Source organism: Corynebacterium appendicis CIP 107643, assembly GCF_030408415.1.
GTDB lineage: Bacteria > Actinomycetota > Actinomycetes > Mycobacteriales > Mycobacteriaceae > Corynebacterium > Corynebacterium appendicis.
In genome coordinates this window covers 1,673,123-1,698,850 of record NZ_CP046976.1, presented here as the reverse complement: position 1 = coordinate 1,698,850, position 25,728 = coordinate 1,673,123, and the positions used below count along the sequence as shown (strand labels likewise).

At 64.6% G+C, this 25,728-nt stretch carries 22 protein-coding genes, 2 tRNA genes, 1 other RNA gene and 2 pseudogenes; 14 read left to right on the top strand and 13 right to left on the bottom strand.

Annotation, left to right across the window (positions count from 1 at the left end; translation table 11 throughout):
• Nucleotides 1–5: 5 nt before the first annotated feature.
• From CAPP_RS08295 to CAPP_RS08280, 4 genes are all read right to left on the bottom strand, one after another.
• Complete coding sequence (locus CAPP_RS08295) at nucleotides 6–704, bottom strand: type 1 glutamine amidotransferase domain-containing protein (RefSeq protein WP_076599593.1); 699 nt, start codon at nucleotides 702–704, stop codon at nucleotides 6–8.
• Between the two features lie 9 nt (nucleotides 705–713).
• Nucleotides 714–1,712, bottom strand: a complete 999-nt coding sequence (locus CAPP_RS08290) for an NADP-dependent oxidoreductase (protein ID WP_076599594.1) — start codon at nucleotides 1,710–1,712, stop codon at nucleotides 714–716.
• 206 nt (nucleotides 1,713–1,918) lie between these two features.
• Nucleotides 1,919–1,991, bottom strand: a tRNA-Asn gene (locus tag CAPP_RS08285).
• A 165-nt stretch (nucleotides 1,992–2,156) separates the two neighbouring features.
• The gene (locus CAPP_RS08280) at nucleotides 2,157–3,836 is read right to left on the bottom strand and encodes an AbgT family transporter (RefSeq protein WP_076599595.1); all 1,680 of its coding nucleotides are present in this window, start codon (nucleotides 3,834–3,836) and stop codon (nucleotides 2,157–2,159) included.
• A 133-nt stretch (nucleotides 3,837–3,969) separates the two neighbouring features.
• Here CAPP_RS08280 and CAPP_RS08275 point away from each other — a divergent pair, with 133 nt between their 5' ends.
• From CAPP_RS08275 to CAPP_RS08265, 3 genes are all read left to right on the top strand, one after another.
• Nucleotides 3,970–4,803 carry a serine hydrolase domain-containing protein gene (locus CAPP_RS08275; protein ID WP_076599596.1) on the top strand — a complete coding sequence of 278 codons (834 nt, stop codon included), beginning with the start codon at nucleotides 3,970–3,972 and terminating at the stop codon, nucleotides 4,801–4,803.
• A 13-nt stretch (nucleotides 4,804–4,816) separates the two neighbouring features.
• Entirely contained in the window at nucleotides 4,817–5,869 is a 1,053-nt protein-coding gene (locus CAPP_RS08270) for a trimeric intracellular cation channel family protein (protein ID WP_076599597.1), read from the top strand.
• A gap of 270 nt (nucleotides 5,870–6,139) precedes the next feature.
• On the top strand, nucleotides 6,140–6,550 hold the full coding sequence (locus tag CAPP_RS08265; RefSeq protein ID WP_084560624.1) for a hypothetical protein: 411 nt from the start codon (nucleotides 6,140–6,142) through the stop codon (nucleotides 6,548–6,550).
• Here the strand turns inward: CAPP_RS08265 and CAPP_RS08260 are convergent.
• Together CAPP_RS08260 and aceE are read right to left on the bottom strand one after the other, a co-directional pair.
• The gene (locus CAPP_RS08260) at nucleotides 6,547–6,897 is read right to left on the bottom strand and encodes an acyl carrier protein (protein ID WP_084560625.1); all 351 of its coding nucleotides are present in this window, start codon (nucleotides 6,895–6,897) and stop codon (nucleotides 6,547–6,549) included. The genes CAPP_RS08265 and CAPP_RS08260 overlap by 4 nt on opposite strands.
• Before the next feature lie 128 nt (nucleotides 6,898–7,025).
• Nucleotides 7,026–9,791: a pyruvate dehydrogenase (acetyl-transferring), homodimeric type gene (aceE, locus tag CAPP_RS08255; RefSeq protein ID WP_076599598.1), complete on the bottom strand. Its 2,766-nt coding sequence runs from the start codon at nucleotides 9,789–9,791 to the stop codon at nucleotides 7,026–7,028.
• Between the two features lie 194 nt (nucleotides 9,792–9,985).
• Here aceE and CAPP_RS08250 point away from each other — a divergent pair, with 194 nt between their 5' ends.
• Nucleotides 9,986–10,396, top strand: a complete 411-nt coding sequence (locus CAPP_RS08250; protein WP_143313906.1) for a DUF3052 domain-containing protein — start codon at nucleotides 9,986–9,988, stop codon at nucleotides 10,394–10,396.
• 388 nt (nucleotides 10,397–10,784) lie between these two features.
• Here CAPP_RS08250 and CAPP_RS08245 read toward each other — a convergent pair whose 3' ends face one another.
• Nucleotides 10,785–11,819: an HNH endonuclease signature motif containing protein gene (locus CAPP_RS08245; protein ID WP_076599599.1), complete on the bottom strand. Its 1,035-nt coding sequence runs from the start codon at nucleotides 11,817–11,819 to the stop codon at nucleotides 10,785–10,787.
• Between the two features lie 74 nt (nucleotides 11,820–11,893).
• On the opposite strand from CAPP_RS08245, the pseudogene CAPP_RS08240 reads away from it, so the two are divergent.
• From CAPP_RS08240 to CAPP_RS08225, 4 genes and pseudogenes are all read left to right on the top strand, one after another.
• A pseudogene (locus CAPP_RS08240) lies at nucleotides 11,894–12,645 on the top strand (IS3 family transposase); the annotation flags it as partial.
• Nucleotides 12,646–12,715: 70 nt separating this feature from the next.
• Nucleotides 12,716–13,908 (top strand): IS3-like element IS3502 family transposase gene (locus CAPP_RS08235; protein ID WP_290172838.1). Its coding sequence is split into 2 segments (ribosomal slippage): nucleotides 12,716–13,004 and nucleotides 13,004–13,908, totalling 1,194 coding nucleotides; the frame shifts between segments, so codons are not numbered across the junction.
• A 38-nt stretch (nucleotides 13,909–13,946) separates the two neighbouring features.
• Nucleotides 13,947–14,453: pseudogene (locus CAPP_RS08230) on the top strand (integrase core domain-containing protein); the annotation flags it as partial.
• 61 nt (nucleotides 14,454–14,514) lie between these two features.
• Nucleotides 14,515–14,922 (top strand): hypothetical protein, encoded by a 408-nt coding sequence (locus CAPP_RS08225; protein WP_076598653.1) that lies wholly within the window; start codon nucleotides 14,515–14,517, stop codon nucleotides 14,920–14,922.
• 330 nt (nucleotides 14,923–15,252) lie between these two features.
• Here the strand turns inward: CAPP_RS08225 and CAPP_RS08220 are convergent.
• The 4 genes from CAPP_RS08220 to CAPP_RS08205 form a co-directional block, all read right to left on the bottom strand.
• Nucleotides 15,253–15,328 (bottom strand) — tRNA-Val (locus CAPP_RS08220).
• Between the two features lie 57 nt (nucleotides 15,329–15,385).
• Complete coding sequence (locus CAPP_RS08215) at nucleotides 15,386–16,285, bottom strand: SURF1 family cytochrome oxidase biogenesis protein (RefSeq protein ID WP_234958732.1); 900 nt, start codon at nucleotides 16,283–16,285, stop codon at nucleotides 15,386–15,388.
• Between the two features lie 5 nt (nucleotides 16,286–16,290).
• A complete protein-coding gene (locus CAPP_RS08210; RefSeq protein WP_076598654.1) occupies nucleotides 16,291–16,758 on the bottom strand; it encodes a low molecular weight protein-tyrosine-phosphatase in 468 nt (155 codons plus the stop codon).
• Nucleotides 16,755–17,396, bottom strand: a complete 642-nt coding sequence (locus CAPP_RS08205; protein ID WP_234958734.1) for an HAD-IA family hydrolase — start codon at nucleotides 17,394–17,396, stop codon at nucleotides 16,755–16,757. Before CAPP_RS08205 ends, CAPP_RS08210 begins: the two co-directional genes overlap by 4 nt.
• Nucleotides 17,397–17,452: 56 nt before the next feature.
• On the opposite strand from CAPP_RS08205, the gene CAPP_RS08200 reads away from it, so the two are divergent.
• The 5 genes from CAPP_RS08200 (at nucleotide 17,453) to CAPP_RS08180 (ending at nucleotide 22,321) form a co-directional block, all read left to right on the top strand.
• Nucleotides 17,453–18,610, top strand: coding sequence for a Nif3-like dinuclear metal center hexameric protein (locus CAPP_RS08200; protein ID WP_076598656.1), 1,158 nt, complete (start codon nucleotides 17,453–17,455; stop codon nucleotides 18,608–18,610).
• A gap of 21 nt (nucleotides 18,611–18,631) precedes the next feature.
• Nucleotides 18,632–19,309 carry a C4-type zinc ribbon domain-containing protein gene (locus CAPP_RS08195; protein WP_076598657.1) on the top strand — a complete coding sequence of 226 codons (678 nt, stop codon included), beginning with the start codon at nucleotides 18,632–18,634 and terminating at the stop codon, nucleotides 19,307–19,309.
• 10 nt (nucleotides 19,310–19,319) lie between these two features.
• Complete coding sequence (locus CAPP_RS08190; RefSeq protein ID WP_076598658.1) at nucleotides 19,320–20,456, top strand: bifunctional RNase H/acid phosphatase; 1,137 nt, start codon at nucleotides 19,320–19,322, stop codon at nucleotides 20,454–20,456.
• A 34-nt stretch (nucleotides 20,457–20,490) separates the two neighbouring features.
• Nucleotides 20,491–20,897, top strand: an RNA gene (gene rnpB / locus CAPP_RS08185) — RNase P RNA component class A.
• A 26-nt stretch (nucleotides 20,898–20,923) separates the two neighbouring features.
• Nucleotides 20,924–22,321, top strand: a complete 1,398-nt coding sequence (locus CAPP_RS08180) for an RNB domain-containing ribonuclease (RefSeq protein WP_076598884.1) — start codon at nucleotides 20,924–20,926, stop codon at nucleotides 22,319–22,321.
• Here the strand turns inward: CAPP_RS08180 and CAPP_RS08175 are convergent.
• A complete protein-coding gene (locus tag CAPP_RS08175; RefSeq protein ID WP_076598659.1) occupies nucleotides 22,318–23,595 on the bottom strand; it encodes a galactokinase in 1,278 nt (425 codons plus the stop codon). The genes CAPP_RS08180 and CAPP_RS08175 overlap by 4 nt on opposite strands.
• Nucleotides 23,596–23,730: 135 nt before the next feature.
• On the opposite strand from CAPP_RS08175, the gene CAPP_RS08170 reads away from it, so the two are divergent.
• Nucleotides 23,731–23,937 (top strand): hypothetical protein, encoded by a 207-nt coding sequence (locus CAPP_RS08170; RefSeq protein ID WP_076598660.1) that lies wholly within the window; start codon nucleotides 23,731–23,733, stop codon nucleotides 23,935–23,937.
• Nucleotides 23,938–23,984: 47 nt separating this feature from the next.
• Here CAPP_RS08170 and CAPP_RS08165 read toward each other — a convergent pair whose 3' ends face one another.
• The gene (locus tag CAPP_RS08165) at nucleotides 23,985–25,658 is read right to left on the bottom strand and encodes a CYTH and CHAD domain-containing protein (protein WP_076598661.1); all 1,674 of its coding nucleotides are present in this window, start codon (nucleotides 25,656–25,658) and stop codon (nucleotides 23,985–23,987) included.
• Between the last annotated feature and the right edge of the window lie 70 nt (nucleotides 25,659–25,728).

Sequence of the window (25,728 nt, the reverse complement as noted above, 5' to 3'; positions counted from 1 at the left end):
CGTGATCAGGAAAGGTCCTTTACGAGGCGCTCCGCGAGCTCCTGCGACGAGGACGGGTTCTGCCCGGTGTACAGGTTGCCGTCAACAACGACGTAGGAGGCGAACGGTTCGGGAGCCTTTTCGTACTTCGCTCCGAGCTCCACGAGCTTGTCCTCCAGCAGCCACGGCGCCTTGTCGGCGAGGCCGCCGGCGCGCTCCTCGTCGTTGGAAAAGCCGGTCATCGCACGCCCGGCGAATGGCGAGCCGCCGGGCGCATTCTCGGTCGCCAGCACAGCGGCCGGGGCGTGGCAGAGGAGGGCCGTAGGCGCGTTATCAGCCATGCGCTGGCCAAGGATGCGTCCCGACGTCTCGTTGACGGCGAGGTCTTCCATCGGCCCATGCCCGCCGGGGTAGAAGACGAGGTCGTAATTTCCGGCCTCGACATCATCAAGGCTGAGCGGCTGCGCCAGAACAGGTTCCAGCTCTTCCAGCTTCGTTTTCACCGCTGCGAGTGTCTCAGCGTCGCCCGCATTCTCATTCAGGCTTACCTGATCGACGGTCGGAGCTTTGCCGCCCGGGGTTGCCACATCCACATCCCAGCCTGCGTCGGTGAAAACCGAATACGGCGTCACCAACTCCTCGGCCCAGAAGCCGGTGGGGTGGGGCGTGCCGTCGTTAAGCGTCCACTGCTCGGCCGCCGAAACGATCATGAGTACCTTGGTCATGTTGTCCTCCTAAAACTTGACGATCATCTTGCCGGTGTTGCCGCCGCTGAAAAGCTCCAGGAACGCATCCGGCATGTTCTCGATGCTGTCGCGCACCGTCGTTTCGTAACTGATGGAGCCGTCGACGACGAGCGGCGCGATCTTCTCCTGGAATTCCTCGGCCAGGTGGGAATACTGTCCCACCACGAACCCACGCAGCGTGAGGCACTTGCCGATGGACAAGCCCAGATTGCGCGGCCCCGGTGCGGGCTCGGTGTCGTTGTACTGCGCGATCGCCCCGCACATCGCGATGCGGCCGAACGTATTCGCGTTCGCGATCGCCGCCTCGAGGTGGTCCCCACCGACGTTGTCGAAGTAGACATCGATGCCCTCCGGCGCGGCCTTGGCGAGCTGGCCACTCACATCGCCGTCCTTGTAATTGAATGCCTCGTCGAAACCGAGCCCCTTGATGTAGTCGATCTTCTCCGCAGAACCTGCAGACCCGATCACCTTCGACGCACCGAGATGCTTCGCGATCTGCCCGGCCGCCGAGCCGACAGCGCCCGCCGCGCCCGAGATGAACACGACATCGCCTTCCTTCATTTCTCCGACGGCGGTCAGCCCGACATAGGCGGTCAGGCCGGTCACGCCGAGGATGCCCAGATAGGACTCAGCAGGGGCGATGCTGGTATTGATGGGTTCAACCTCATCCTCGTTGAGGACGGCGTGCGTGCGCCATCCTGCGAAGTGCCGCACAGTGTCGCCCACCTTGAACCTCTCCGAGCGCGACTCCGTGACAGTGCCGATGGCTGTGCCCGTTAGTGGCTCGTCGATCTGGAACGGCGGGATATAAGATTTCACGTCGTTCATTCGCCCGCGCATATAGGGGTCGACGCTGGCGTAGGTGTTCTCGACGAGGACCTGACCGTCGGAAAGCTGCGGAAGCTCTGCTGTCTCGAGCCGAAAATTCTCGTTAGTCGGCGCGCCTTCTGGGCGGGAGGCGAGGACCCATTGTTTGCTCGTGGTCAAAGCTGTGCTCCTTAGTTTTTGTCGTCGTAGCCCGACCGTAGGCTCGCTACTCGTCGGGGAGCTTTTCGCGTCCAGATCCATCCGCGGCACCCGGACAACGCTTCACGTAACGACACGCGGGGCCACCCTTATTCCATCCGCCTCCGCTGCACAATAAAAACACCCCGCGACCAGCTCGAAAGCTAGTGGCGGGGTGAATATAAGCGCTCCTCCAACTGGGCTCGAACCAGTGACCCTTCGATTAACAGTCGAATGCTCTGCCAACTGAGCTATGGAGGAATATTTTGGTGTTGCTTCCGTGCTCGGTGCAACGAAATGTAACCTTAGCGCGTTACCAAAGAAAGCCAAAATCAGGTGCTCAGACGCTGTTTTTAGCTGTTCTTGCTAACACGATTTCACATTTCTTGGTGGCATTTTCAGGCAACACCGTTTTTGAGCTGCTCGCTACACGTCGTAGGTCATCGGCGCTTCGGGGCCGAGCGGGATGCCGAGGAAGTACCAGATGAGGAAGAACAGGAACCAGCCGACGCACATGGCGATGGAGTAGGGCAGCGCCAGCGACATGAGGGTACCCACACCGGCCTTCTTGTAGTACTTCTGTAGGAACGTCAGGGCGACGGCGAAGTAGGGGGACATCGGGGTGATGATGTTCGACGGGGAGTCGCCGATGCGGAACAGCATCTGGGTGACTTCGGGGGCGATGCCGACGTACATCATCATCGGGACGACCACAGGGGCCATGAGTGCCCATTGGGCGGAGCCAGAGGTGATGAAGAGGTTGAGCAGGGCAACCATCAGCACGAATGCGGCGAAGAGCAGGACGTTCGGCAGGTCCCAGCTCTGCAGGAGCTCGGCACCGCGGATCGCGGTCCAGGAGCCGAGGTTGGACCACTGGAACCAGGCGAGGAACTGGGCGACGGCGAAGAAGAGCACCATCATCGGCAGCAGGGATTCCAGGCCCTTGGCCATGAACGCCGGGATGTCAGCGGCGGACTTCACGGTGCCGACGATCAGGCCGTAGACAAGACCGCTGAGGAAGAACGCCAGAGCGATCGGCACGGCGATGGCCTGGATGAGCGGGGACTGCATGAAGCCCTCGTCCGGGCGCGCGAAGGGCGAGCCGGGCACGAACAGCAGGGCGAAGTAGACGGCGAGGAACGCGATCAGCGCGATGCCGGACCACAACAGGCCCTTCTTCTCCAGGGGAGACAAGGAGAGGTCCTCCTGCGTGGCGCCCTCGGAATCGTCCGGAGAGTCAGAGGCGGAAGCGGAAGAAGCCCCAGTCTCACCCTCGGAAGCATCGGCAGAAGCATCGTCAGCGTCGTCCGGCTTCGCCTCGTCGTCGAAGGCGAGTTCGGAGGTGTCGATGTGGTCGTCGTCGATAAGCTGCTTGGCTTTCCTGTCCACGTAGAACTCGGTGACTGCCGTGATGATCAGTGACAGAACCACGGCAGACGGGATGACGAAGAAGATATTGGCGAGGGGGGAGACGACGTAGGTTTCGTCGACAAGCTGTGCCGCAGATGTGGAGATGCCGGCGAGCAGGAGGTCGGTGATATTGAGGATCAGCGACGAGTTGAAGCCTGCGGACGATGCCGCGAACGCGACCATCGCGCCGACGATCGGGGAGCGGCCGACCGCGTAGAACGCCATCGCGCCGAGCGGAATGATAATCACGTAGATCGCGTCGGACGCGACAGACCCGGTCACGCCCGCGAGCGCCACCATGAAGGTGAGCATCTTCGGGCTGACGCGCACCACCATGCGGCGCACGAGCGCAGACAGCAGGCCGGTCTTCTCCGCGATGGCGACGCCGAGCATCACCGCGAGAATCACGCCGAGCGGCGGGAACGTGATGAAATTCTCCACCGCGTCGGAGACCATCCGCGACAGATTTTCGCCCGTCAGGAGGTTCTCGACGTGGATTTCCTCGCCCGACGACGGGTCGACCGCGCTCAGTCCCGCCCGGCTCGCCAGCCACGACGACACCGCCACGACTCCCGAGAGGATCACGAACAGCCAGAACGGATCCGGCAGCTTGTTGCCGATCTTCTCGATCCAGCCGAGGAATCCCGCCGACTCGTTCGTACTTTCCTTGCGCTTTGTTTCGGTTGTGGCGCTCATGGACGGCAGCTTACAGGCTCATCGCCCCCGATTTCCTCCCTTTCCCACACCCAGCCCTGACCTTCCCGTTTTCGGTTTCCGTTGCTGTAGCACCTCCCTCAGCTTTAGTCGCTGCCGCGCTAGGCTGGCGGGCATGCAACTCGCCCCGCACCTTGAAAACTGGCCCGCCGACACCGTCGCCGCCGCGCTGATCGCCCCCGGCGCAGCCGATGAGCCCAGCACCTTCGGAGATCAGAAGCACGTCTTCGAGCTCGCCAGCGTGACCAAACTGCTGTCCGCCTACGCCTTCCTCATGGCCGTGGAGGAGGGGGTCTTCGAGCTGGACACCCCGTGCGGGCCGGAAGGATCCACGGTGCGGCATCTCCTGGCGCATGCGTCGGGAGTCGGTTTCGACAGCCGCGAGCCACTGAAGCCGGTAGGGGAGCGCCGCATCTACTCCTCGGCGGGTTACGAGATTCTCGCCGAGCGCCTCGCAGACGAGACCGGCATGACCTTCACCGACTACGCCGCGCAGGGGGTGTTCGAGCCCCTCGGCATGAGTTCGACCGAGATCTACGGGTCAGCGGGGCATGGGGGAAGGTCGAGCGTCGATAATTTGCTCTTGTTTGTACGCGAACTTCTCGCACCGACGTTGCTCGCGGAAACGACCGTTCGCGACGCGTTCACGAACCAATTCGGCGACCTGCGCGGCATCGTGCCCGGCTACGGCATGCAGAAGCCGTGTCCGTGGGGCCTCGGCTTCGAAATCAAGGACCACAAAGACCCCCACTGGACCGGCGACAACATGCCCGAAGACACCGTCGGCCACTTCGGCATGGCCGGCACCTACCTCTGGGTCGTGCCCAGCTGGTCCGACTCGCCCGCCGCCGGCGCCGCGATGGTCGCCCTTACCGACCGCGAATTCGGCGACTGGGCCAAACCCCTGTGGCAAGAAACCAGTACCAGCATTTTCGCCGAGCTAGTTTAGCTACGATACATGCGTGTATTTCGGTGGTATTGACAATGCAGTAGGCCAAGCGATCGCGATTCTCGACCTGATCGGCGTCTTCCTCAACGCCATCATCGGCGGGACCGTCGCACGGCGCATGAAATTCGACGCAGTCGGGTTCATCCTCATCGCCATCATCTCCGGTATGGCCGGCGGCATGATGCGCGACGCCCTGATCGGCAACACCCCCGTCGCCGCGCTTGCCGACCCCTGGTACATCTCCATCGCCGTCCTCGGCGCCGCCGTGTCCTTCTACGCCAACCTCCGGGGCTACATCTGGGAACTTGCGCGCTTCCACGGTGACATGGTCATCCTCGGCGTCTGGTGCACCACAGGCACCGTCACAGCCATCGGCGCCGGCGTCGCGTGGCCGGGTTGCATCCTCATGGGCATCCTCACCGCCACCGGCGGCATGGTCATCCGGGAAGTGCTCATCGGGCGCATCCCGCGCATCTTCAATGACCAGCAGATGTACGTCGTGCCCGCCATCGCCGGGTCGATCACCGCCATGGTCCTCTACAACGCCGGACATGCCACCGCCGCGATCGCCGCCGCGCCGCTCGTCGCCTTCATTCTCGGCACCGCCGCATACTGGGCCGGCTGGTACGTCCCCGTCACCATGGACAACGCCCCCATGAACACGTGGGCGCGGGTCATGCTCACCCCCATGCGCAAACTCGAGCCAAAAGCTTTACGACGCTGGCGCCACACCACCTCCTCCCACCCCTCCGACGACCCGCTCGCCGATGACGGCATGATGCCCACCAAGGGCGAAGTCCGCGAAGCACTCCGCGGCGCCGCCGAGCCGCTCCACGGCCGGGGCTCGGCCGCCCGCGCGTCCGGTGCTGACGCGGACGCCCGCGTCAAGTCCGGCCGTTCCCCGGGCCGCGCCTCCGGCCGCTCCTCCCGTCAGGGTGCGGCGCCGATTCCGCACCACAAGCCTGCTAGCCGCGACGAATTCTTGAGCGCTCTCTACCGCGTTTATGTCGACTCCGAGGGGCGCGATTCAGAGGGCGGCTGGGCTGTGCTGCCTGCCACCAAGTAGCAGTCTTATATGTTCGCCGCTCTCCCCGGCGAACACCGCAAACCCTCAACCGCAGCTCGAGTGAATGGGGGTGTCAAGCGGTTATTGAGGGTTGCCCGTGTGACTCGAGCGAAGCAACAATTGCCAAGAGTCACATGAGGGCGTTGGGGAAGACGAACCTCGTCTGGCGCACCACCGCGATCCGCCCGCTGCGCGCACTGTGCGCACTGCGCGAATTGCCCGGCCGAATTGCCGGGGTGCGTTCCATTAACGAAAGGATCTCTCCCCGCCATGACTACCACCCTGGCCGCATCCCCTCATGTCCGCGTCGATGCCTGCGAGATGGCCAGCAGCGACGCCGCGATGAGCGCTGGATCCGCGTGTGCTCATGAGTCAGCAGGCGGGGAGAAGGCAGCCCGCGTAACGCACCGCTGTGTTCTGCGGATCTCCTGCATGCCGAGCCACCTGCGTCTCCGTGTCGAGGGACTCATGCATGAGCATCTGAGTGAGTCCGAGGTCGCACCGTCGTTGGTGAGTGTGTGGGACGTGCCCTGGTTCACGCGGTGGCGCAGGGAACCGTCGCGCGCCGGGACCGTCAGCTGCCGTGAAGTCATCGAAGCGCCGGAGGAAGAGTTGGCGACACTCCGCGCCGCGCTGACGGAGGTGGGGGAGACGTTCGGGTTTGGGGTGAGCGTCGATTAGCGCGTGCTGTCCGTGTTGGCTGTGTTGTCGCTGAAGAACGCGGCCATTTCGCCCACGGTGGACGCGGGATCGAGCGTGTCCGCGTCGACGCGCACCCCGAAGTGCTCCTCCGCGCGAACCGCGAGCTCGATACGCGTCAGGGAATCGACGCCCAGGCTGTCGAACGTGTCCTCCGCGCTGACCGCCTCAGCGTCCTCAACGGCGCCGACCTTGGCGAAAAGGCTGGCCAGCTGAGCCATGGTGCTGCCCTCGGCTGCGACGGCCTTGTCGTCGTTGTCCGTGTCCTCTGGGACGAGATCCGGATCCAGTCCGAGCTTGGCCAAGTCGAGGCGTTGCGAAAGTTCCATGCGCCCCATTCTATGAGCTGAAAGCCGGCCGATGCCCAACCACGCGAAAAGCTCCCCACCCACGGTGGGGCGGAGAGCTCATCGGGCGCTAACGCGGGGATAGAACTCCTCGCGAGACATCAATCGACTTAGTCGTCGTTGCTCGGGGAAGCCGGAACCGCAGCGGTCGGGTCGTCGAGCTTGAAGTCCTTGGCGGCCTGGGCGGCGACGGAGATGTCGATCTTGCCCTCGTCGGCAAGCGAGGTCAGCGCTGCGACAACCATGGACTCGGCGTCGATGTTGAAGTAGCGGCGCGCGGCCTCGCGGGTGTCGGAGAAGCCCATGCCGTCGGCGCCGAGCACGGTGTAGCGGCCCGGAACGTACGGACGGATCATCTCCTGCAGCTCGGTGGTGAAGTCGCTCGTCGCGATGTACGGGCCTTCGGTCTGCTTGAGCTGCGTGGTCGCGAATGCTTCGCCCGGATCCTCGGCCGGGTTCTGGATGCGTGCCTTGTTGCGGGCGGCGCCGTCGCGTGCGAGCTCGGTCCAGGACGTGACGGAGTAGACGGCTGCGCCGACACCGTACTCGTTCTGAAGGATCTCCTGAGCGCGAAGTGCCCACGGCATGCCGACACCGGAAGCCAGGAGGGAGACGTTGTTCTCCTTCTCCTCGCCGCGGTCGTAGAGGTAGATGCCCTTGTGCAGGCCCTCGACGTCTAGGTTCTCCGGGCGTGCCGGCTGGTGCATCGGCTCGTTGTAGACGGTGAGGTAGTACATGACGTTCTCGCCGCCGTCCGGGCCGTACATGCGGTCGATACCGCGGTTGATCAGGTACGGAATCTCGTATGCGAACGCTGGGTCGTACGCGACGATTGCCGGGTTCGTGGACGCGAGGACGTGGGAGTGGCCGTCCATGTGCTGGAGGCCCTCGCCGGTCAGGGTGGTGCGGCCGGCGGTTGCGCCGATGATGAAGCCGCGGCCCATCTGGTCGGCGGCAGCCCAGAAGTTGTCGCCGGTTCGCTGGAAGCCGAACATCGAGTAGAAGATGTACATCGGGATCATCGGCTCACCGTGCGTCGCATAGCTTGTTGCGGCGGCGATGAAGCTTGCCGACGAGCCGTCCTCGGTGATGCCCTCGTGCAAGATCTGGCCCTCCGGGGCCTCGCGGTAGGAGAGCTGAAGCTCGTGGTCGACCGGGACGTAGTTCTGGCCCTTCGGGTTGTAGATCTTCAGGGTCGGGAACCAGGAGTCGAGGCCGAAGGTGCGGGCCTCGTCCGGGATGATCGGGACGACGCGCTTGCCGATCTCCTTGTCGCGCATGAGCGCCTTGAAGGCGCGGACGAGCGCCATGGTGGAGGCGACCTTCTGCTTGCCGGAGTCCTTGAACAGGGCCTTGTAGGTCTTCTCCAGGTCCGGCACCTCGAGCGGCGTGTAGTTCTCGCGGCGCTCGGGCAGGTAGCCGCCGAGCTCCTTGCGGCGCTCGAGCATGTACTTGATTTCGTCGGAGTCCGGGCCCGGATTGTAGTACGGCGGCAGGTAGGGGTCCTTCTCCAGCTCTTCGTCGGAGATCGGGATTTCCTGCATGTCGCGGAACAGCTTCAGGTCGTCCGGCGTTAGGTTCTTTATCTGGTGGGTTGCGTTTCGACCCTCGAAGCTGTGGCCGAGGCCGTAACCCTTGACAGTGAGCGCGAGGATGGCCGTCGGCTTGCCGTTCTTGGTCTCGAGCGCCTTCTTGTACGCGGCGTAGACCTTGCGGTAGTCGTGGCCGCCGCGGCGCAGATTCCAGATCTCCTCGTCGGACCAGTCTTCAACGAGCTTGGCGGTGCGCTCGTCGCGGGCGAAGAAGTTCTCGCGGACGTAGGCGCCGTCGTTGGCCTTGAAGGTCTGGAAGTCGCCGTCCGTGGTGTTGTTGATGAGATTGACCAGTGCGCCGTCCTCATCCTTTTCGAACAACTCGTCCCATTCCCGGCCCCAGGCGATCTTGATGACGTTCCAGCCTGCACCCTTGAAGAAGGACTCGAGCTCCTGGATGATCTGGCCGTTGCCGCGAACCGGGCCGTCGAGACGCTGCAGGTTGCAGTTCACCACGAAGGTCAGGTTGTCCAGCTCGTACATGCGTGCGATCTGGAGCAGGCCACGGGACTCCGGCTCGTCCATCTCGCCGTCGCCGAGGAATGCCCAGACGTGCTGCTGGTCGGTGTCCTTGATACCGCGGTCCTGCAGGTACTTGTTGAACCGTGCCTGGTAGATCGCGTTCATCGGGCCAAGGCCCATGGACACAGTCGGGAACTCCCAAAACTCAGGCATGTCGTGCGGGTGTGGGTAGGACGGCATGCCCTCATTCGGGCGGGAGTGCTGCTGGCGGAAGGCGTCCATCTGGTCTTCGGTCAGGCGACCTTCAAGGAAGGCGCGGGCGTACATGCCCGGGGAGGCGTGGCCCTGCATGAAGACCTGGTCGCCGCCCTGCGGGGCGTCCTTGCCGTGGAAGAAGTGGTTGAAACCGACCTCGTACAGTGCCGCGGCAGACGCGTACGTGGAGATGTGCCCGCCAACCTTGATGCCGGGGCGCTGGGCGCGGTGCACCATGATGGCGGCGTTCCAGCGGATCCAGCGGCGGTAGCGCTTCTCCATTGCCTCGTCCCCGGGGAAGTCCGGCTCGAGCTTGGTCGGGATGGTGTTGACCAGGTCAGTGGACGTCATTGACGGCATCGGCACCCGCCGTGCGGATGCGCGCTCGAGGAGGCGCAGCATGAGGTAGCGTGCGCGGTCCGGGTCGGAGGTCTCCAGGAGACCGTCCAGCGAATCCATCCACTCCTTGGTTTCTTCCGGATCAGCGTCGTGCAGGTACGATGCAACGCCGTCGCGGATGAGGGGGACGTTCGAATCGTTCAGGTTTTGAGGGTCAGACAAGACCATCCTCCGATTTCGTGGTGTGTTTTCCACCAGCTTTTCGCACGTCAGGACGTTTCGACACATGCACGTCCGGCACGAACTCGCCGGTGCCTACAAGCTTCCAGGATACGTTCTTTTCGCAACCGTCGCCCGCGGGGGTAAGTCGGGCTGTATCCTGGCTGTATTCGTATTCGCCATTCAAGGAGGAAGTGGAAATAGTGAGCGCCGCTGGTGCCGCAAACTACGTGGACAAGCTCGGTATTACTAAGGGCGAGATTGTCCAGGAGCTCGGTTGGGACGACGATTGCGACGCGTCGATTTCGGAGTCCATCGAGGATGCGATCGGGGAGGCCCTGCTTGACGACGATACGGATGAGCTTTGCGACGTCGTCCTCCTTTGGCACCGCGCTGACGACGACGATCTCGTCGATTCGCTGGTCGATGCCACCCGCAATCTCTCCGACTCCGGCCGCATTTGGCTCCTGACTCCGGGTGCGAATCAGCCCGGTGAGGTCCACCCGGGCGATATTTCCGAGTCTGCCCAGCTCGCGGGCCTTGTTCAGACGAAAGCGGACCGTCTCGGCCAATGGCAGGGGTCGTGCCTGCGCAGCGCCGGAGCGAAGAAATAGCGCTGCTCAGAGCATTTCGCTTCTCGACGATCCCCTCACCCCTGTGAGATTCACCACCAACCCGCTCAAAACCGCTTTCGCTACCCCCGTTTTGCCCGATTTTCGCGGCGCCACGGCCCGGGTTCGTTTCTGATTCGGCTCGAACCGAGTCCGCTTGAAACACGGAAACACGGTTGCGCGCGAACACGCTTGCGCGCGCTGCGTCGGTTCAGCCGCCAGCTCGCCCCGCGAGCGGCCAGTAGAGCGGCCACGCACCAACAGGGATTTCCGCCAGCAGGGCCCGTGAACACCTTTTGCGCATGCCAACGCGGCCGCAGGGCGTGCGTGATCGCAATGTCGGCGTGGTGTTGGCGCGCGGAAGTGGCCGCGGGGTGTGGTGGTCCCCCGGCTATGTCCCGAACAGAAGGTGCATGGCACCGTATTGGTGTGTGGTGTTCGGCACTGGTGTTCCGCGCGGTGAAACCCACACTGGGGTCCCGCCGCGCATCTGTATTCGTCCCCTGTGGTCGCGGTGGGGGTCGTCGTCGTTGGTGCGGTTATGGTACCTGCACAACACCGCCAGGTTGTCCATGTTGGTTGGCCCGCCACGGACCCATGGGGTGATGTGGTGGACTTCGCAATTATCGGCGGCGTGCCGGCAATCCGGCACCGGACACGTTGTCAGCGTCGCACGCGCCAAATCCCGCTGCTTGGCGTTGGCGAAACGTTTGGTGTTGTACAGGTTCACCGCACCGGCCTGCGGGTGAAACAACGCCACCTCGAGATCCTTCGAGTGGTGGTGGGTCAAGTACTCCGCACCCGTCATGGTGGTGCCATCCGACAGGCCTAGGATGGTCTCGTCGCCGTGGCCGGCGAGGATTGTCACATAGTCCGGAAGCGGGATCTGCACCAACGGGCGCGGCACAGCGGCGGCAACAGCCCCCTCGTTGTGGAGCAGGTCGTGAAACGCCTCGTACATCTGCGGGCCTTCAGGGCGATCCGCGTCGAGGTTTTGGCGTAGGGCGTGTTCAAGGGCGGCGATATCGCGGTCGTCACCGGTGGCGCTAAATGTGCGTTTGCCTTTGCGTGACCGGCCGAACCGGACGCTGGACTCCGGGGCAGGCTTATCAGCATCCGGGTCGGGAACGATGTCTTTCGCGCGGCGCTTCAACGTCTCATAATTACCGCGCACGGACAACAACGCCAGGCGCAGCTTCCACTTGTCTTTCTCGGAGCCGACGGCTTTGACCTGCTGCTCGATAAACAGAATCTGATCCAACGACTTGCCCGTCTGGCGCGCAATACGCACCGCCTGCGCCTGCTTACGGGTGGAGCGGGTCTTTCCGAAGTAAACCTCGTGGGCCTTCTCCCACTCGACATACGTGGCGGGCTTGACGCCGGCAGCACAAGCAGCCTGACGGTCGAAACCAGCCAGGACATCCATCGGATTGCCAAGGGAACCAAGAAATGAAGCGTCCTGGGTCTGGTTCCGATCTTTTCTAGGGAAGGATTGGTTTCATGCCAAGGGTTTGCAGCACTGAGTTCAAGGCGAAGGCGGTTCGTCTTGCTGAGGAACATATCGAGCTTGAGGGTTGCTCAATGTGGGCAGCGGCGTCGGAAGTCGGTCAGAAGCTCGATATTCCTGCGCACACGCTTCATGGTTGGATCAAACGCGATCCTGCGCGCAAGAAGGACGAGGCGGGCCAAAGTGAATCCGTTGAGGACGAACTCAAGCGCTTGCGCCGAGAGAACAAGGAGCTGCGCAGGGCCAACGAGATCTTGAAGACAGCGTCGGCTTTTTTGGTAGCGGAGCTCGACCGTCCCACCAGATGATGATCGATTACATCGATACCTATCGCGATCGCTTCGGGGTCGAGGCCATCTGCCGCACATTGGGTGCGACAGATTGTTGGTTCATTTCCTCGCGTGGCTACCGTGCGGCGAAAACACGGGTACCATAAGCGCGAACATTGTCCGACAGCATGCTGATCCCGGAGTTGGTTCGCATCTTCGAGGACAACTTCAGTGTCTACGGCGTCCGCAAAATGTGGAAGGCGATGCGCAGGGCTGGGTGGGACATCGGCCGGGATCAAACAGCCAGGTTGATGAAGCTCGCCGGGATTCGGGGCACACGCCGTGGGAGAAACCCTGTGACGACGGTTCCGGCGAAAGCACCGGACAACCGCCCTGATTTGGTCAATCGTGACTTCACCGCGTTAGCGCCGCACCGATTGTGGGTCGCTGACATCACCTACGTGCGCACGATGTCGGACCTGACCCCTGTTTGGTAGACACCTCTGATTCCGGCTGTGTTGAGTCGGGGAAAGGTAATCTACCTCCATGCCTAGGAAGGTTTATTCGGATCAGTTCAAGCGCGACGCGGTCGCGATGTACGAGAACGATCCACAGGTGTCGTTGAACGCGGCGGCCGCTGATTTAGGGATCAACCGCTCCACGCTTCGCGTATGGGTTGATAAGTACGGAACTGGCACGAAACCCCAGTTTTCAGCGGGCTTACGTGCTGATCGTGCGAGGCAACTGACCGATGCTGAGAAGCTACGTCAGCTGCAACAGGAAAACGCCCGCCTGAAAGAAGAACGCGATATTTTGCGTAAGGCAGCCAAATATTTCATGGAAGAGACGAACTGGTGATCCGCTTCCGGTTCGTTGATGACCACCGCACCGATTACTCGGTCAAGCGGATGTGCACCGTACTCGGGTTAAACCGCAGCTCCTACTACAAATGGAAAGCTAGCAGCACCCAGCGGCACCGCAGACTGGTTGATGATGCCATACTCGGAGCCAAGGTGAAGGCCATCTTCGACGACAAGAAGCAGCTCTACGGCGCAAAACGCATTGCCGCCGAGCTGACTTTCAACGATGCGTACAGTAGCACCGGACCGGTCAACCATAAGCGCATCGCCCGGATTATGAGGAAGCTTCAGCTGCGCGGCTACACGAAAAAACGTAAGGTCACGACAACGCAGCGCGGGAGTCATCGCTTTATATTCGCTGACCTGGTCAAGCGTAACTTCACTGCGCCAGCTGCCAATAGGATCCTCGTCGGCGATATTACCTATCTGCCGATCGCAGACGGGTCGAATATGTATCTGGCTTCTGTGATTGACTGCTACTCGCGGATGCTCGTCGGCTTCGCGATCGCAGACCACATGCGCACCGACCTCGTCGAAGAAGCGCTCGAGCATGCTCGCCGTACCCGTGGCAGTCTCTCCGGGGCGATCTTCCACTCAGATCATGGCAGCGTGTATACCTCATCGCAGTTTCAGGCTGTCTGCCGAAGACTCAACGTCACCCAGTCGATGGGAGCAGTTGGCAGCAGCGCTGATAATTCACTCGCGGAGTCGTTTAACGCGGCGTTGAAACGAGAAGTGCTCAAAGACCAGAAAGTCTTTTCCAATCAGCTAGTCTGCCGGCGCGACGTCTTCGCATGGTGTGCGCGCTACAACACCACCCGAAGGCATTCCTGGTGCAAGTACCTCACACCCATTGAGTACGAATCTCACGCTTCCTAACAATGCGCTAGAGTAAAGCCAATAATTTCACCCCCACGGTGTCTACTTTCCGGGGGCCGGGCCCGTCCGAGTTTGCGTACACGGCGTTTATCACCGATGTCTACACCCGCAAGATCGTCGGAGTGGCAACGCGGGCCAGCATGCGCACTGATGAGCTGCCGTTGGAGGCGTTCGAGCACGCGTTGCACAGCGCCGGCGATCTGCGGGCTGAGGGTCTAATCCATCACAGTGACCGCGGGTCGCAATACGTCTCCATTCGCTATGGTGAAGCCCTCGCCGAGGCAGGGGTTGATCCGTCCGTGGGAAGTGTCGGCGACTCCTACGACAACGCGTTGGCTGAGACAATCAACGGGTTGTACAAGACGGAGTTGATTTACCCGCACCGGCCCTGGACCTCAGTCGCTGAGGTCGAACTCGCCACATTGCGGTGGGTGTACTGGTGGAACAACCAGCGTCTTCACGAATCCCTCGGCTACATCACGCCACAGGAGAAAGAAACTCTCTACTATCAACACACAGCCACACCAACCGTGGTCGCAAAATAAGCGGAACGAAACCCAGGACGCTTCATCGTGTGACCAACCCAGAGGAAAGGAAATACCCAGCATGAAACGACTTCTACTCCTAGTTGCAGCGATCACCGTTATTCCAGCCGCTGCGTGTTCGACTGGCGTGGACGGGTTTAAAGACGAGGAAGCTAAGCGCATGGTGTGGGAAGGGAAAAGGTGCAACGAGTACACCCAGGCCAGCGCACCAATCGAGGGGGCGGGAGTTAGACGCGAACTGAATGAAAACCGTGTCCCGCCCTCGGAGAAGGCCGAGGCGGAGTGGTGGGCAGACCGGCTGTCGAGAGCGGACACGATCGGCGACGTAATGCAGTACGAAAGTAGCGCCGACTTTCAGAACATGTGTACCGGCTGGCTTTGGGAACGAAATCAAAAACGGCCAAACCACATGGACGGATACGACGACTTCACTTACGAAGATGCGTTAAGTGCAGGAATCGTAGAATAACCGAGTAAATCGTGCGATCCGCGGGAGCGGTTAGACTCAACCCGTACGGCGACCTACTTAGCGCAATATGCTCTAATCCAGCTATGCGTGCGGCACACAAAAATTGTTGAGCGACGAAACATGCTGATTACCGCTGGCTGCCTGTTAAGGCACGGTCGAAGACTGCCCAGAGGTCGATGTGGCGGGGGGTGAAGCCCCGAGTAAGGGTCGTGTCGACGACGATGGCGCAGGATTCTCACGTGGAGCTCGCTGGTGGTAGCCACAATGGCTTGACGCAACGGCCGGATAAAGCGTTTTCGCTCGTACATTTGTGGAGCTGTTGTGGCAAACTGGTGCGCCATGACGGGCTCGAACCGCCGACCTACTGGGTGTAAACCAGTTGCTCTTCCAGCTGAGCTAACGGCGCGCGTGGGAGAAACAGTAGCACGGCCTCGCAGAAGGCAACAAAAGGCTGCAGAAAAAGCTAGAAGCGCTCCTCGTCGGACTTCGCGGCCCAGGGGTTGCTGCGGGTGCGCCCGTAGCGGGCGCGAGCGGGGGCAGCGGAAGCAGGGGAAGGCTCGCCGGAGGGAGCGGAGGCAGCTTCGGAGGAGGCCAGCGCAGCCATTTCCTGCTGCTCGGCTGCATACCGGCGGCGTTCGCGCACTTCGGAGTAGATGAAGTAGGCGAGTCCGGCGGGCGCCATGATGCCGAATGCGATCCACTGGAGGCCGTAGGAGAGGTGGTTGCCGCGGTCGAGGACGGGGAGGGGGATGGAGTTGAGGACACCGGGTTGGTCGGCAAGCAGTTGGGCGTAGGGGGCGGCCATGTCGACGCCGGTCAGGGAGGAGGCCTGCTGCGTGTTGATGGTCTGCACCATGGTGTAGCCCTGCTCCTCGAGGGGGTCCATCGCGGAGGTGTCGCTGAGCCGGATCATGCCGGTCAACGTGACGGGCTCGGAAGGAGCGGCGGAGATCTCCGGGACGGCGGTGCCGCCGTCGTCGGCGGGCACCCAGCCGCGGTTGACCAGGATCACCTCGCCGCTGTCGAGCTGAAACGGCACGAGCGATTGGAACGCGGGCGCACCCTCGACGGGGCGCAAACGCAAGATGAGCTCCTGGTCGGGGAGGTAGTGCCCGGACATGGTGACGCGCGTCCATTCGTCGTCGGCGGAAGCGTCGAGAAGCTTATCGACGTCCACCGCCTCCCCCTCGAACGCCTTCTCGATCCGTTCGTTGCGTTCCTGGATGTCGTGGTCTTTCCCCAGCTGCCAGGGGGAGAGCCACGTGATGGCGAACCAGGAGAACGCGACGGCGAAGACGAGCGCCAGTACCCATCCGGGAGTGAGGAATGTCCTCCAGATCGGTGTGTTCTTTGGCTCGGTCACGCGGGCTAGTCTACCCGGGAGCGCACCCAATCCAGAATGCCGTCGGCGGCTGCTTCGATCTGTTCGCGGGTGACGGTGAAGCCTTCGGGCCCGCCGTAGTAGGGGTCCTCGACGCTGGCCTGCTCGGGTGCGGCAGGGTCGAAGGAGCGCAGCAGGCGCACCTTTTTCTCGTCCACGCCTTGGGCGACGAGCTCGGAGACGTGTCGGGTGGCAAGCGCCACGATCAGGTCGGCGTCCATCTGCTCGCCGCCGAATTGCTGGGCGCGGTGGGCAGAGCCGTCGTAGCCGTGGGCGGACAGCTCGGCCAGGGCGCGCTCGTCGGCGGGATGGCCCACGTGCCAGCCGCCGATGCCGGAGGAGGTGACGCGGACAAAGGGGTCCAACCCGGCGTCGATAAGCTTCTGGCGCACGATGACTTCCGCCATCGGCGAGCGGCAGATATTGCCGGTGCAGACGAAGTCGATGTGGATCACTGTTCCTCCTTGAATGCGGCGACGATGTCGGCGAGCTCGGCCGGCGTGCGCGCTGTCGCCCACGCTTGGTCCCATTCTTCCGGGGTGCCGTAACCCCAGGTGACGGCAACCGTCGAGAAGCCGAATTGGGCGGCGCCCTCGATGTCGTGGAGGCGGTCGCCGATCATGAGCCCGCGGCCCACGTCCACATTATCCAGCACGTGCGCGATGACGTCGGCCTTGCGGCGCCGCGGACCGTCCTCCTGCGCCGCGCCAAGGAAATCGATGAATTCGAGCATGCCCTCGCGCTCCAAGATGGCGCGCGCGAAACTCTCGCCTTTCGACGTCGCCGTGACCACCTGGAGCCCCTCGTCCTTCCAGCTTTCGAGGAGGTCGCGCATCCCGGGGAATGCCTCCGCGCGCTGCCACCCGCCCGCGCGCGTGAAATCCATGTAGGCGGCGAAAGCCCTCTCGCGCGTGGTGTCGTCCATGCCGAGGCTCGCGAGCGTTTCCTCTATCGGCGGGCCCGGGATGCGCGCGGTGAACTCCTCGGACGGGCGCTCCCAGCCGACCGCGTCGAGCGCGTGCAGGAAGCCGGCGCGGATGCCGGGGAAGGAGTCGATGAGGGTGCCGTCGACGTCGAGAAGCAGAGTAATCACGCACCCCAGCATGGCAGTGCGTATCCGCGGCGGCAATCGACCTAGACTGGGACAATATGACTACGACTGTTGCTGATGTCGTCGCGGCGCTGGAGACCGCGTACCCGCCGCGCCTCGCCGAAAGCTGGGATGCCGTCGGGCTGATCTGCGGCGACCCGTCCGCGCAGGTCGCGCGGGTCGCGTTCGCCCTCGACTGCACCCAGGCCGTCGCCGAACAAGCCGTCGAGCTCGGCGCAGACATGCTGGTCGTGCACCACCCGCTGCTCATGCGCGGTGTCACCTCCGTCGCCGCGGACACCCCGAAGGGCAAGGTCGTGCACACCCTCGTGCGCGGCGGCTGCGCGCTGTTCGCGGCGCACACCAACGCCGACTCCGCGCGCCCCGGCGTGTCCGACATGCTCGCCGAGCTCGTCGGCATCACGCCCGGCCGCCCCATCAAGGTCGTCGACCCTGACGCCCAGGACCTGTGGGGCGTGCACATCCCGCCCGCAGACATCACTGCCGTCATGGACGCGCTTTTCAGCGCCGGCGCCGGCGCAATCGGCAACTACTCCCACTGCTCCTTCCAGTGGGACGGCCGCGGCGGCTTCACCCCGCAGCCGGGAGCCGACCCCGCCGATGGCGAAGTCGGCTCCCACTACTCCGCGCCGGAGACCCGCGTGCAGTTCGTCGCGCCGTCGCGCCTGCGTGGCCGTCTGACCGAGGTGCTGCGCGAGGTGCACCCCTACGAAGAACCCGCGTTCGACGTGGTGCAGCTCGCTCCAACTGGGGATTTGTCTCGCGCGACCGGCCTGGGCCGCGTGGGCGAGCTGCCCGAGCCGATGACCTTGCGCGAGTTCACGCAGCAGGTCGCCGATGCCCTGCCCGAGACTGCCTGGGGTGTCCGCGCCGCTGGAGACCCCGACCAGATGGTGCAGAAGGTCGCCGTCTCCTCCGGCTCCGGCGACAGCTTCCTCGACGCCGTTAGCGGTCTGGGTGTCGACGTGTACGTCACCTCCGACCTGCGCCACCACCCCGTCGACGAGCACCTGCGCGCCGGTGGCCCCGCCGTGATCGACACCGCGCACTGGGCGAGCGAATTCCCGTGGACGCAGCAGGCGAGCGAGATCGTCGCGGCGGCGTGCCCCGAGGTGGCGACTGGGATCATCACGCTGCGCACCGACCCGTGGACGATCTCGGCGCACCCGCAGACGAACGCGAACCGCACTGATTAGGACATAAGAAAGAAGGCTGACGTGGAACTGGAACTAGATAAGCAACGCACGCTGCTGGCGCTCGCGGAGGCGGAGCGCAGCCAGGCTCACGACGCGGCGGCGTCGCCGGAGCAGGAGGAGCTGGAGAAGCTCGAGGCGCAGCGCCCCGGTCTGGCGAATGCGGCGGCGGCCGCGCAGCTCGCGGTCGACGACTTGGAGGCGGAGATCCTGCGCATCCAGGAGGACGAGCGCAAGCTGAAGAAGCGCGAGCTCGACGACAAGCGCCAGCTCACTGCTGAGACGGACCCGGAGCGCCGCAAGGATCTGGAGCACGACCGCTACGCGGCGAAGTCGCGCATCGCGGACCTGCTCTACGAGCTCAAGGAGGCGCACGGCGAGGTCAAGGCGCTGCGCAACAACCGCGACGTGCACGGCGCGAAGCTCGACGATCTCGACCGCAAGATCGAGGCGGCGCGCCGCGCGGCTGAGGCGGTCCCGGCGAAAGAAGAAGTCGACACCGACGCCCTGCGCGCGGAGCTGCCGTCGGACGTGCTCGGCGTCTACGCGACGGTCGGCGCCGCGCGTTTCAACGGCCGCACCTGCAACAGCTGCTTCCTCCAGCTGCCGCCGGCCGAGCGCGCGGAGGTCATGGCGGTCCCCGAGAACGAGCTGCCGACCTGCCCGAATTGCGGCACGCTGCTCGTCCGCGTCACGGATTAAAGGGGTGTAAGTGAAGGTCACGGTCTACACCGACGGCGGTTCGCGGGGGAACCCGGGGGTCGCGGGGTCGGGAAGCGTCGTCTACGACGATGACGGCACGACGCTCGCGGAGATCGCGTACGTCGTGGGCCAGAAGTCGTCGAACAACGTCGCCGAGTACCACGGCCTGCTGCGCGGGCTCGAGGCGGCGCGCGACCTCGGTGCGACCGAGGTGGACGTCTACATGGACTCCAAGCTCGTCGTCGAGCAGATGTCGGGCCGCTGGAAAATCAAGCACCCGGACATGAAGAAGCTGGCGCTCGACGCGCGCAATATCGCCGCCGGCTTCAGCGCGGTGACGTACTCGTGGGTGCCGCGCGCGAAGAACAAGAAGGCCGACGAGCTGTCCAACGTCGCGATGGACGCAGCGGCGAAAGGCGCGAGGCCGGGCATCGTCGAGCACGAGAGCTTATCGACGCCCGCCTCTCTCCAAAAACCGTCGAAGAGCCACGAGACCGCCAGCCCGGCGCACTGGCACGGCAACGAACAACCGCGCACCCGGTTCGTGCTAGTCCGGCACGGCCAGACGGAGCACTCGGCGGAGAAGCGGTACAGCGGTTCGTCGGACCCAGCGCTAACAGAGTTGGGCGAGAAGCAGGCAGCTGCGGTGGCGCAGGCGGTGGCGCGGTTCGGGCAGATCGACGCGATCGTGGCGTCACCGGTCAAGCGGACGCAGCAGACCGCAGAAGCCTGCGCGGAGGCGCTGGGGATGGACGCATCCGAGATCGAGACGGTCGACGGGTTCCGGGAGATGGACTTCGGGGTCTTCGAGGGGCTTACCCGGGACGAGGCGAAAGGGAAGTACGGGGAGGAATTCGGGGCGTGGGAGGCGTCGGCAAGCAAAGCTCCTCCGGAAGGTGAGAGCGTGAGCGCCGCGCACCGACGGGTGACCCGCGCGCGCCTGAAGCTGCAGGAAGCGCACGAGGGGCAGACCGTGCTGGTGGTCACACACATGACGCCGATCAAGTCGGTGATGCGGCAGGCGCTGGCGTCGGGGCCGGAGACGTTCAAGCACATGTTTTTGGACCTGGCATCGATCAGCGTGGTGGAGTTTTACGGTGAGCTCGGCGTGGTCCGCTGCTTCAACGACGTCGCCCACTTCCGCTGACAGGCGGGTACAGAGTACAGTTATGCGCTGCGAGTGAGTCGGCCGGGTGATCGCGGCGCCCTGTACCGCCACGCATGTGGGCTGGCAGGGGTCGAGGAAAGTCCGGACTCCACAGGGCACGGTGGTTGTTAACGGCAACCCGGGGCGACCCGCGGGAAAGTGCAACAGAAAGTAGACCGCCCGGGAAACCGGGTGAGGGTGAAAGGGTGCGGTAAGAGCGCACCGGCGGATGTGGCGACACAACCGGCCAGGTAAACCCCACCGGGAGCAAGGCAAGAATCCCTGCCGCGAACGCAGGGATCGTCGGACGTTACGAGGCTGCCCGCCCAGTTCGAAGGTAGCTGCTCGAGGCGCCGGGCAACCGGCGCCCTAGATGGATGATCGCCGCTCCTCCCCGCACGGGGTGGGGCACAGAATCCGGCTCATAGGCCGACTCACTCGCCCAGTTTCTGCCACAATTGGCCCCCATGAAGCTCTATGCCGCGCCACTTGATTTCCGGGCGATCGCCGACGAATTCGACGTGCCCACGGATTTTCCGCCCAAGCTACATGCCGAGGCGGCGAATGCGCACGACAGGTACGCGGACCAGCGGCGGGACGCGCGCGACATCGAGTTCGTCACCATTGACCCGGCGGGGTCGATGGACTTGGACCAGGCGGTGGCGATCGAGAAAAGCGGCGAGGGCTACCGGGTCTTTTATGCCATCGCGGATGTCGCGGCGTTCGTGGAGCCGGGCAGCGCGCTGCACGAGGAATCGCTGAAGCGCGGCCAAACCATCTACCTGCCGGACGAGCCGGCGCGACTGCACCCGGAGGAGCTCTCCGAGGGCTCCGCGTCGCTGCTTCCCGACGAGGACAAGCCGGCGGTGCTGTGGACCTTCGAGCTGGACGCGCGGGGCGAGCTCACGGACACGAACGTGGAGCGCGCCATGGTCCGCTCCGTCGCGCGCCTCGACTACGACGGCGTGCAGGAGGACATGGACAACAGTGAGTTGCACCCGTCGATCGCGCTGCTGCCGGACGTGGGGCAGTTGCGGGCGGCGTCGTCGCTACGCAGACACGCGATCAACTTGCGCGTCCCGTCTGTGCGCGTCGTCGAGCTTGACGACGGCCGCTTCGAGCTCCTCATCGAGCCCCGCCACCCCGTCATGGACTTCAACTCGGAGATCTCTCTGCTCACTGGCATGGCGGCGGGACGGATGATGGAGGACGCGGGCGTGGGATTTTTGCGGACGCTGCGTCCTGCGGAGGAGAAGGCGGAGCGGGCGTTCCGCGGCGAGGTCCGCGCGCTGGGCTACGAGCTGGCACAGGGCGAAGATATCGGTGAATTCCTCCAGACCGTCGATGCGGACACCCCGCGCGGCATGGCCGTGATGCGTGAGGCACAGAAGCTGCTGCGCGGTGCCGGATACGTCGCGCTTACTGGCGACGAGCCGGAGGTCCACGCCGGCATCGGCGGCTACTACTCGCACGTGACAGCACCGCTGCGGCGCCTAGTCGACCGGTACGCCACCGAGGTGTGCCTGGCGCTGTGCGCCGGCACCGAGATCCCGCAGTGGGTGCACGACGACACCGCCCGGGTGCTCAAGACCATGGGCCGGACGTCCCAGCTGGCCAACACCGTCGATCGCGCCTGCCTCAACCTCACCGAGGCGACCGTGCTGCAGCCGTGGGTGGGGGAGAATTTCACCGGCGTGGTGCTGCAGACAAACGAAGAATCCGACACCGCCCGCGTCTTCATCGCCGACCCGCCGGTGCTCGCCGAGTGCGCCGGCACCCCGGAGGAGGCGACGGAGGTGGGGATGTCGCTGGTGAGGGCGGACGTCGATAAGCGCGAAGTGCTCTTCGCGTGGCCCGCTGACTAGCTGGTGACGCGTGCGGGCGCGCCGGGCGTGATCTCCACGACGGCGAGCCCGTCGGCGGCGAGGTCCGCGATCGCGTTGTCCGCCTTCGCGCTCGGGATGTAGGCGAGCGCGGCGGCGGACATGCCCGCGGCCGCGGGACGTGCCGCGCGTGCGCCGCGCAGCGTAAGAAGCTGGACGATCTGGTCCGGCGCGGGAAGCCCCGGCGTTTGCTCGGGAGCGCCGATGACCTCGAAGAACTCGTCGGCGCGCATGGAGCGCAGCGCGCGTGCGGCAGTCGCGGACAACTCCGTTTCCGCCTCCCCGAAATCGACCCATGCGCGGGCAGTCTCGAGCGTGGGCGCGGAATCTTTCCCGTGGACCTGGTGGCGGGCGTCGACCCACTCGACGACGCGGTCCGCCGCATTCGGCAGCTGCCGCAGCGACGCGACACCGAAATTAGCGCACGCGTCGTCGATGAACTCACGGCCTTCCTGCACGGCCCGGGACTTATCGGCGAACGCCTCCCCGTGCGACGGCGCCACCGACACGATCCGCACCTCCGCCTTCGCCGGGTGCGGCGCCTGGGTGAGCGAACCGTCGGCGTAATCGATGACGGACACCGTGCCCTCCTTGCCGCGCAGGGCCGCCGAGTGGCGGGCACGCAGCACCGGCAGGTGGGAGAACGTGCGCGCCGACTGCGACGCGATGTCGGCCAGGCGGGTGCGCAGGGGAGCCGTGTCGACCTCTTCGTCGCTGCCGAGCAGTGCCAGCGCCACCGCCGCGTCCGCCGCATGCAGCGCGCCCAGCCCCGCGCCGAGCGGAAGGTCCGCGATCACCGTGATGTCCATGCCCGCCGTGTCCCGCGAGAGCATCTGCCTGCCGACGAGCGTGTGAACCAGCCCTCCGAAGCGCACCGCCAGGGTGTGCTCGAAGGCCTCGGCGCTACCGGAGTCGTCGCTGTTGGCGTCGGCTGCGTTGGCGGGATCCGCGCCGGGCTCGTCCCGGTCGGCGAGCTGTGCGATGCGCGCGCAGTCGGCCGTCTCGTCGACCGTGACGCCCGCGAATTCGGCGTGGACGGCGATGGTGCTGTCCGCGCGCGGGCTGACTGCCGCGGCAGCGCGCAGGCCGGTCAGGCCGACGATGGTGATGCCGCCGAAGTGGTCGGAATTCTCGCCGACAACGATGAAGGTGCCCGGCGCGTCAGCGGTGTGGGCGGGCGCGTTCCCGGTGTGGCTACGGTGAGCATCGACGATGCGGTCGAACGCGGGAGTCTCAGGGGCGGTCCACACAGCCATGGGTGTTATGCACTGTCCTTTCGGTGCGCGGTCGGGCGGGCGAATTTACCCACACAACAGTACCAACCGTGCCCAGGTAGCCTGGTCGCCAGAGCGCACTAGTATGCGTGCGCACCCCGCCGAAAGGATTCGACAATGAGCGACGAGAAGTTCTACTTCAACCCCAGCACCCGCGAAGTGTCCCAGGGCAAGGAGGGCTCTTGGGACGACCGCATGGGGCCGTACGACACCCGCGAGGAGGCCGAGCACGCCCTCGAGACCGCGAAGCAGCGCAACGAGGCTGCCGAGGCACAGGACGAGGCCGACGACAACTGGGGTCAGCCGGCCTCGTGGGAGAAATAACTCCCTTTGATTCCTTGTCCTAGCGCTTGGCGGTCATCCGCCGGGCGCTAGTTGTCTTTGGGCTCCACCTTCTTGAAGGCCTTCTTGACCTCCTTGAACGCCTTCGGGTAGTCCTCGAGCGCCTTGTCGCCGCGGGACATCTCGCGCTGGTAGAGCATGCCGTAGGCGAAGGTATCCTCGCCGCGCTGGCGGGCGCCCGCGGCGAGCTTCTCGATGCGGTCCCACGAGGTCACCGCGTCCTGGTAGTCGCCCAAGATCTCCTGGAGCTCCTTGCACGCCTTGGACAGCTTGCCGGCCTTCAGGCCGCTGTCCTTGGCGGCGTTTGCGGAGTAGCGCAGCTTCTTCGCGGCCTTGCGCACGTCGTGGACATATTCTTCGCGGTCGTGCAGCGGCAGCGAGGTGTCCGGGTAGTGCTCGCGGGCCAACTTGTGGCGCTTCGCCAGCTTCTTGTAGCCGCGCTCGAGGTGCTCGTAGAGGATCTCCTCGGAGGAGCGGGTCTCGGCCGGAGCGGACTCTCCGGAAGCGGACTCGGCAGACGCAGTCTCGGAGCCAGCTTCGCCGGGAGCGGAGCCGGAATCAGCCGCGCCGGCTTCCTCGTCGGCCGGAGCGTCGGAGGCGAGGGGCGGGTTGGCGAGCAGGGCGTCGATGTCGTCGAGAAGCGTCAGGTAGCGCTCGGAGTCGAGGGTGCGCAAAATGCGGCGGTGGGCGCGCTCGTATTCGCGGCGCATGTCGCCGCGGACGTGCTCGGAGGCGGGGCCGTCGATCATGCCGGTGGTGTCGGAGTCGAGCAGGCCGATGAAGCGTTCTTCGACGACTTCGGCGTCGCGGGCAGTGCCGAGCAGGGCGGCGAGCTGCTTGAGCTCGCTTTCCACGTGCTTGAGCTGGTCGCCAGCGAGAATGCCCTCGAAGGTCTCAAGCAGGCTGCGGAGCTCGCGGGTGGCCACGCGCATCTGGTGGACGGAATCCCATTCGTCGTTGCGGACCTTGGGGTCCCATTCGACGAGGCGGTCGCGCTGGACGCGCAGGGAGTCGACGACGGCCTTGGCGGGGGAGCCCTCGTCGAGACCTTCCGCGCTCATGTACGGCGGGACGGGCGCGGCCGCGGCGGAGTCGCCGAGGGCGGTGGCGAGCTTGGACGGGGAGGCGGACTTCCGGGCGCCGCGGTTGATCAGCAGCGAGGTGGCCTCGTGCAACAGCGCGTTGCCGTCGACGGTCTCGGCGAGCTCGCCGGACAGTTCGACTTCCCATTCGCGCCAGGTGGTCTGCTGGCCGCCGGGAAGAAGGGACCAGGCGGTGACGCGGTCGTCGCAGAATTCGGCGACCTGGTCGCCGGCGGCGTCGTACAGCGGGGTCTCTGCGCGGTCGTTGTCCACCTGGGCGATGGGGGATAGGGGCTCGCGGCGGATGATGGCGCGCACGGCGTCGAGAAGCTCGTCGGGCGGCGTCGAGGGGTCGGTCAGCTCGGCGTGGAGCTCGGTGCGGCCGGTCGTGCCGGGGAGCTTGATGTGCCAGCCGTCGTCCTTGCCGCCGGTGCGGCGGCGCAGCGTCACTTTGGCGCGGGTCAGGCGCAGGTCCGCTGTGTCGTAGTAGATGGCGGACAGGCTGTGTCGGACGGTCTCGCCGGCGGATTCGACGGCGGTAAGGGCTGTCAGGTCGGGGACAGCGATGGTGTCATCGACGGCAAACTTAGCCTCGACCTCGATAAACGGTTGGGTGCTCATTGGATCTGGCCTTCTTTGCAAATGTCGGAGCAAAAATGGATCTTGTTCACCGCCAGTTTACCTAACGCGA

Excerpts from the sequence above, each read along its gene's own strand:
- CAPP_RS08295 (WP_076599593.1), bottom strand. The coding sequence starts at position 704 with ATGACCAAGGTACTCATGATCGTTTCGGCGGCCGAGCAGTGGACGCTT.
- CAPP_RS08280 (WP_076599595.1), bottom strand. The coding sequence starts at position 3,836 with ATGAGCGCCACAACCGAAACAAAGCGCAAGGAAAGTACGAACGAGTCG.
- CAPP_RS08275 (WP_076599596.1), top strand. The coding sequence starts at position 3,970 with ATGCAACTCGCCCCGCACCTTGAAAACTGGCCCGCCGACACCGTCGCC.
- CAPP_RS08265 (WP_084560624.1), top strand. The coding sequence starts at position 6,140 with ATGACTACCACCCTGGCCGCATCCCCTCATGTCCGCGTCGATGCCTGC.
- CAPP_RS08260 (WP_084560625.1), bottom strand. The coding sequence starts at position 6,897 with ATGGAACTTTCGCAACGCCTCGACTTGGCCAAGCTCGGACTGGATCCG.
- aceE (WP_076599598.1), bottom strand. The coding sequence starts at position 9,791 with ATGGTCTTGTCTGACCCTCAAAACCTGAACGATTCGAACGTCCCCCTC.
- CAPP_RS08245 (WP_076599599.1), bottom strand. The coding sequence starts at position 11,819 with ATGGATGTCCTGGCTGGTTTCGACCGTCAGGCTGCTTGTGCTGCCGGC.
- CAPP_RS08225 (WP_076598653.1), top strand. The coding sequence starts at position 14,515 with ATGAAACGACTTCTACTCCTAGTTGCAGCGATCACCGTTATTCCAGCC.
- CAPP_RS08200 (WP_076598656.1), top strand. The coding sequence starts at position 17,453 with ATGACTACGACTGTTGCTGATGTCGTCGCGGCGCTGGAGACCGCGTAC.
- CAPP_RS08180 (WP_076598884.1), top strand. The coding sequence starts at position 20,924 with ATGAAGCTCTATGCCGCGCCACTTGATTTCCGGGCGATCGCCGACGAA.
- CAPP_RS08175 (WP_076598659.1), bottom strand. The coding sequence starts at position 23,595 with ATGGCTGTGTGGACCGCCCCTGAGACTCCCGCGTTCGACCGCATCGTC.
- CAPP_RS08170 (WP_076598660.1), top strand. The coding sequence starts at position 23,731 with ATGAGCGACGAGAAGTTCTACTTCAACCCCAGCACCCGCGAAGTGTCC.
- CAPP_RS08165 (WP_076598661.1), bottom strand. The coding sequence starts at position 25,658 with ATGAGCACCCAACCGTTTATCGAGGTCGAGGCTAAGTTTGCCGTCGAT.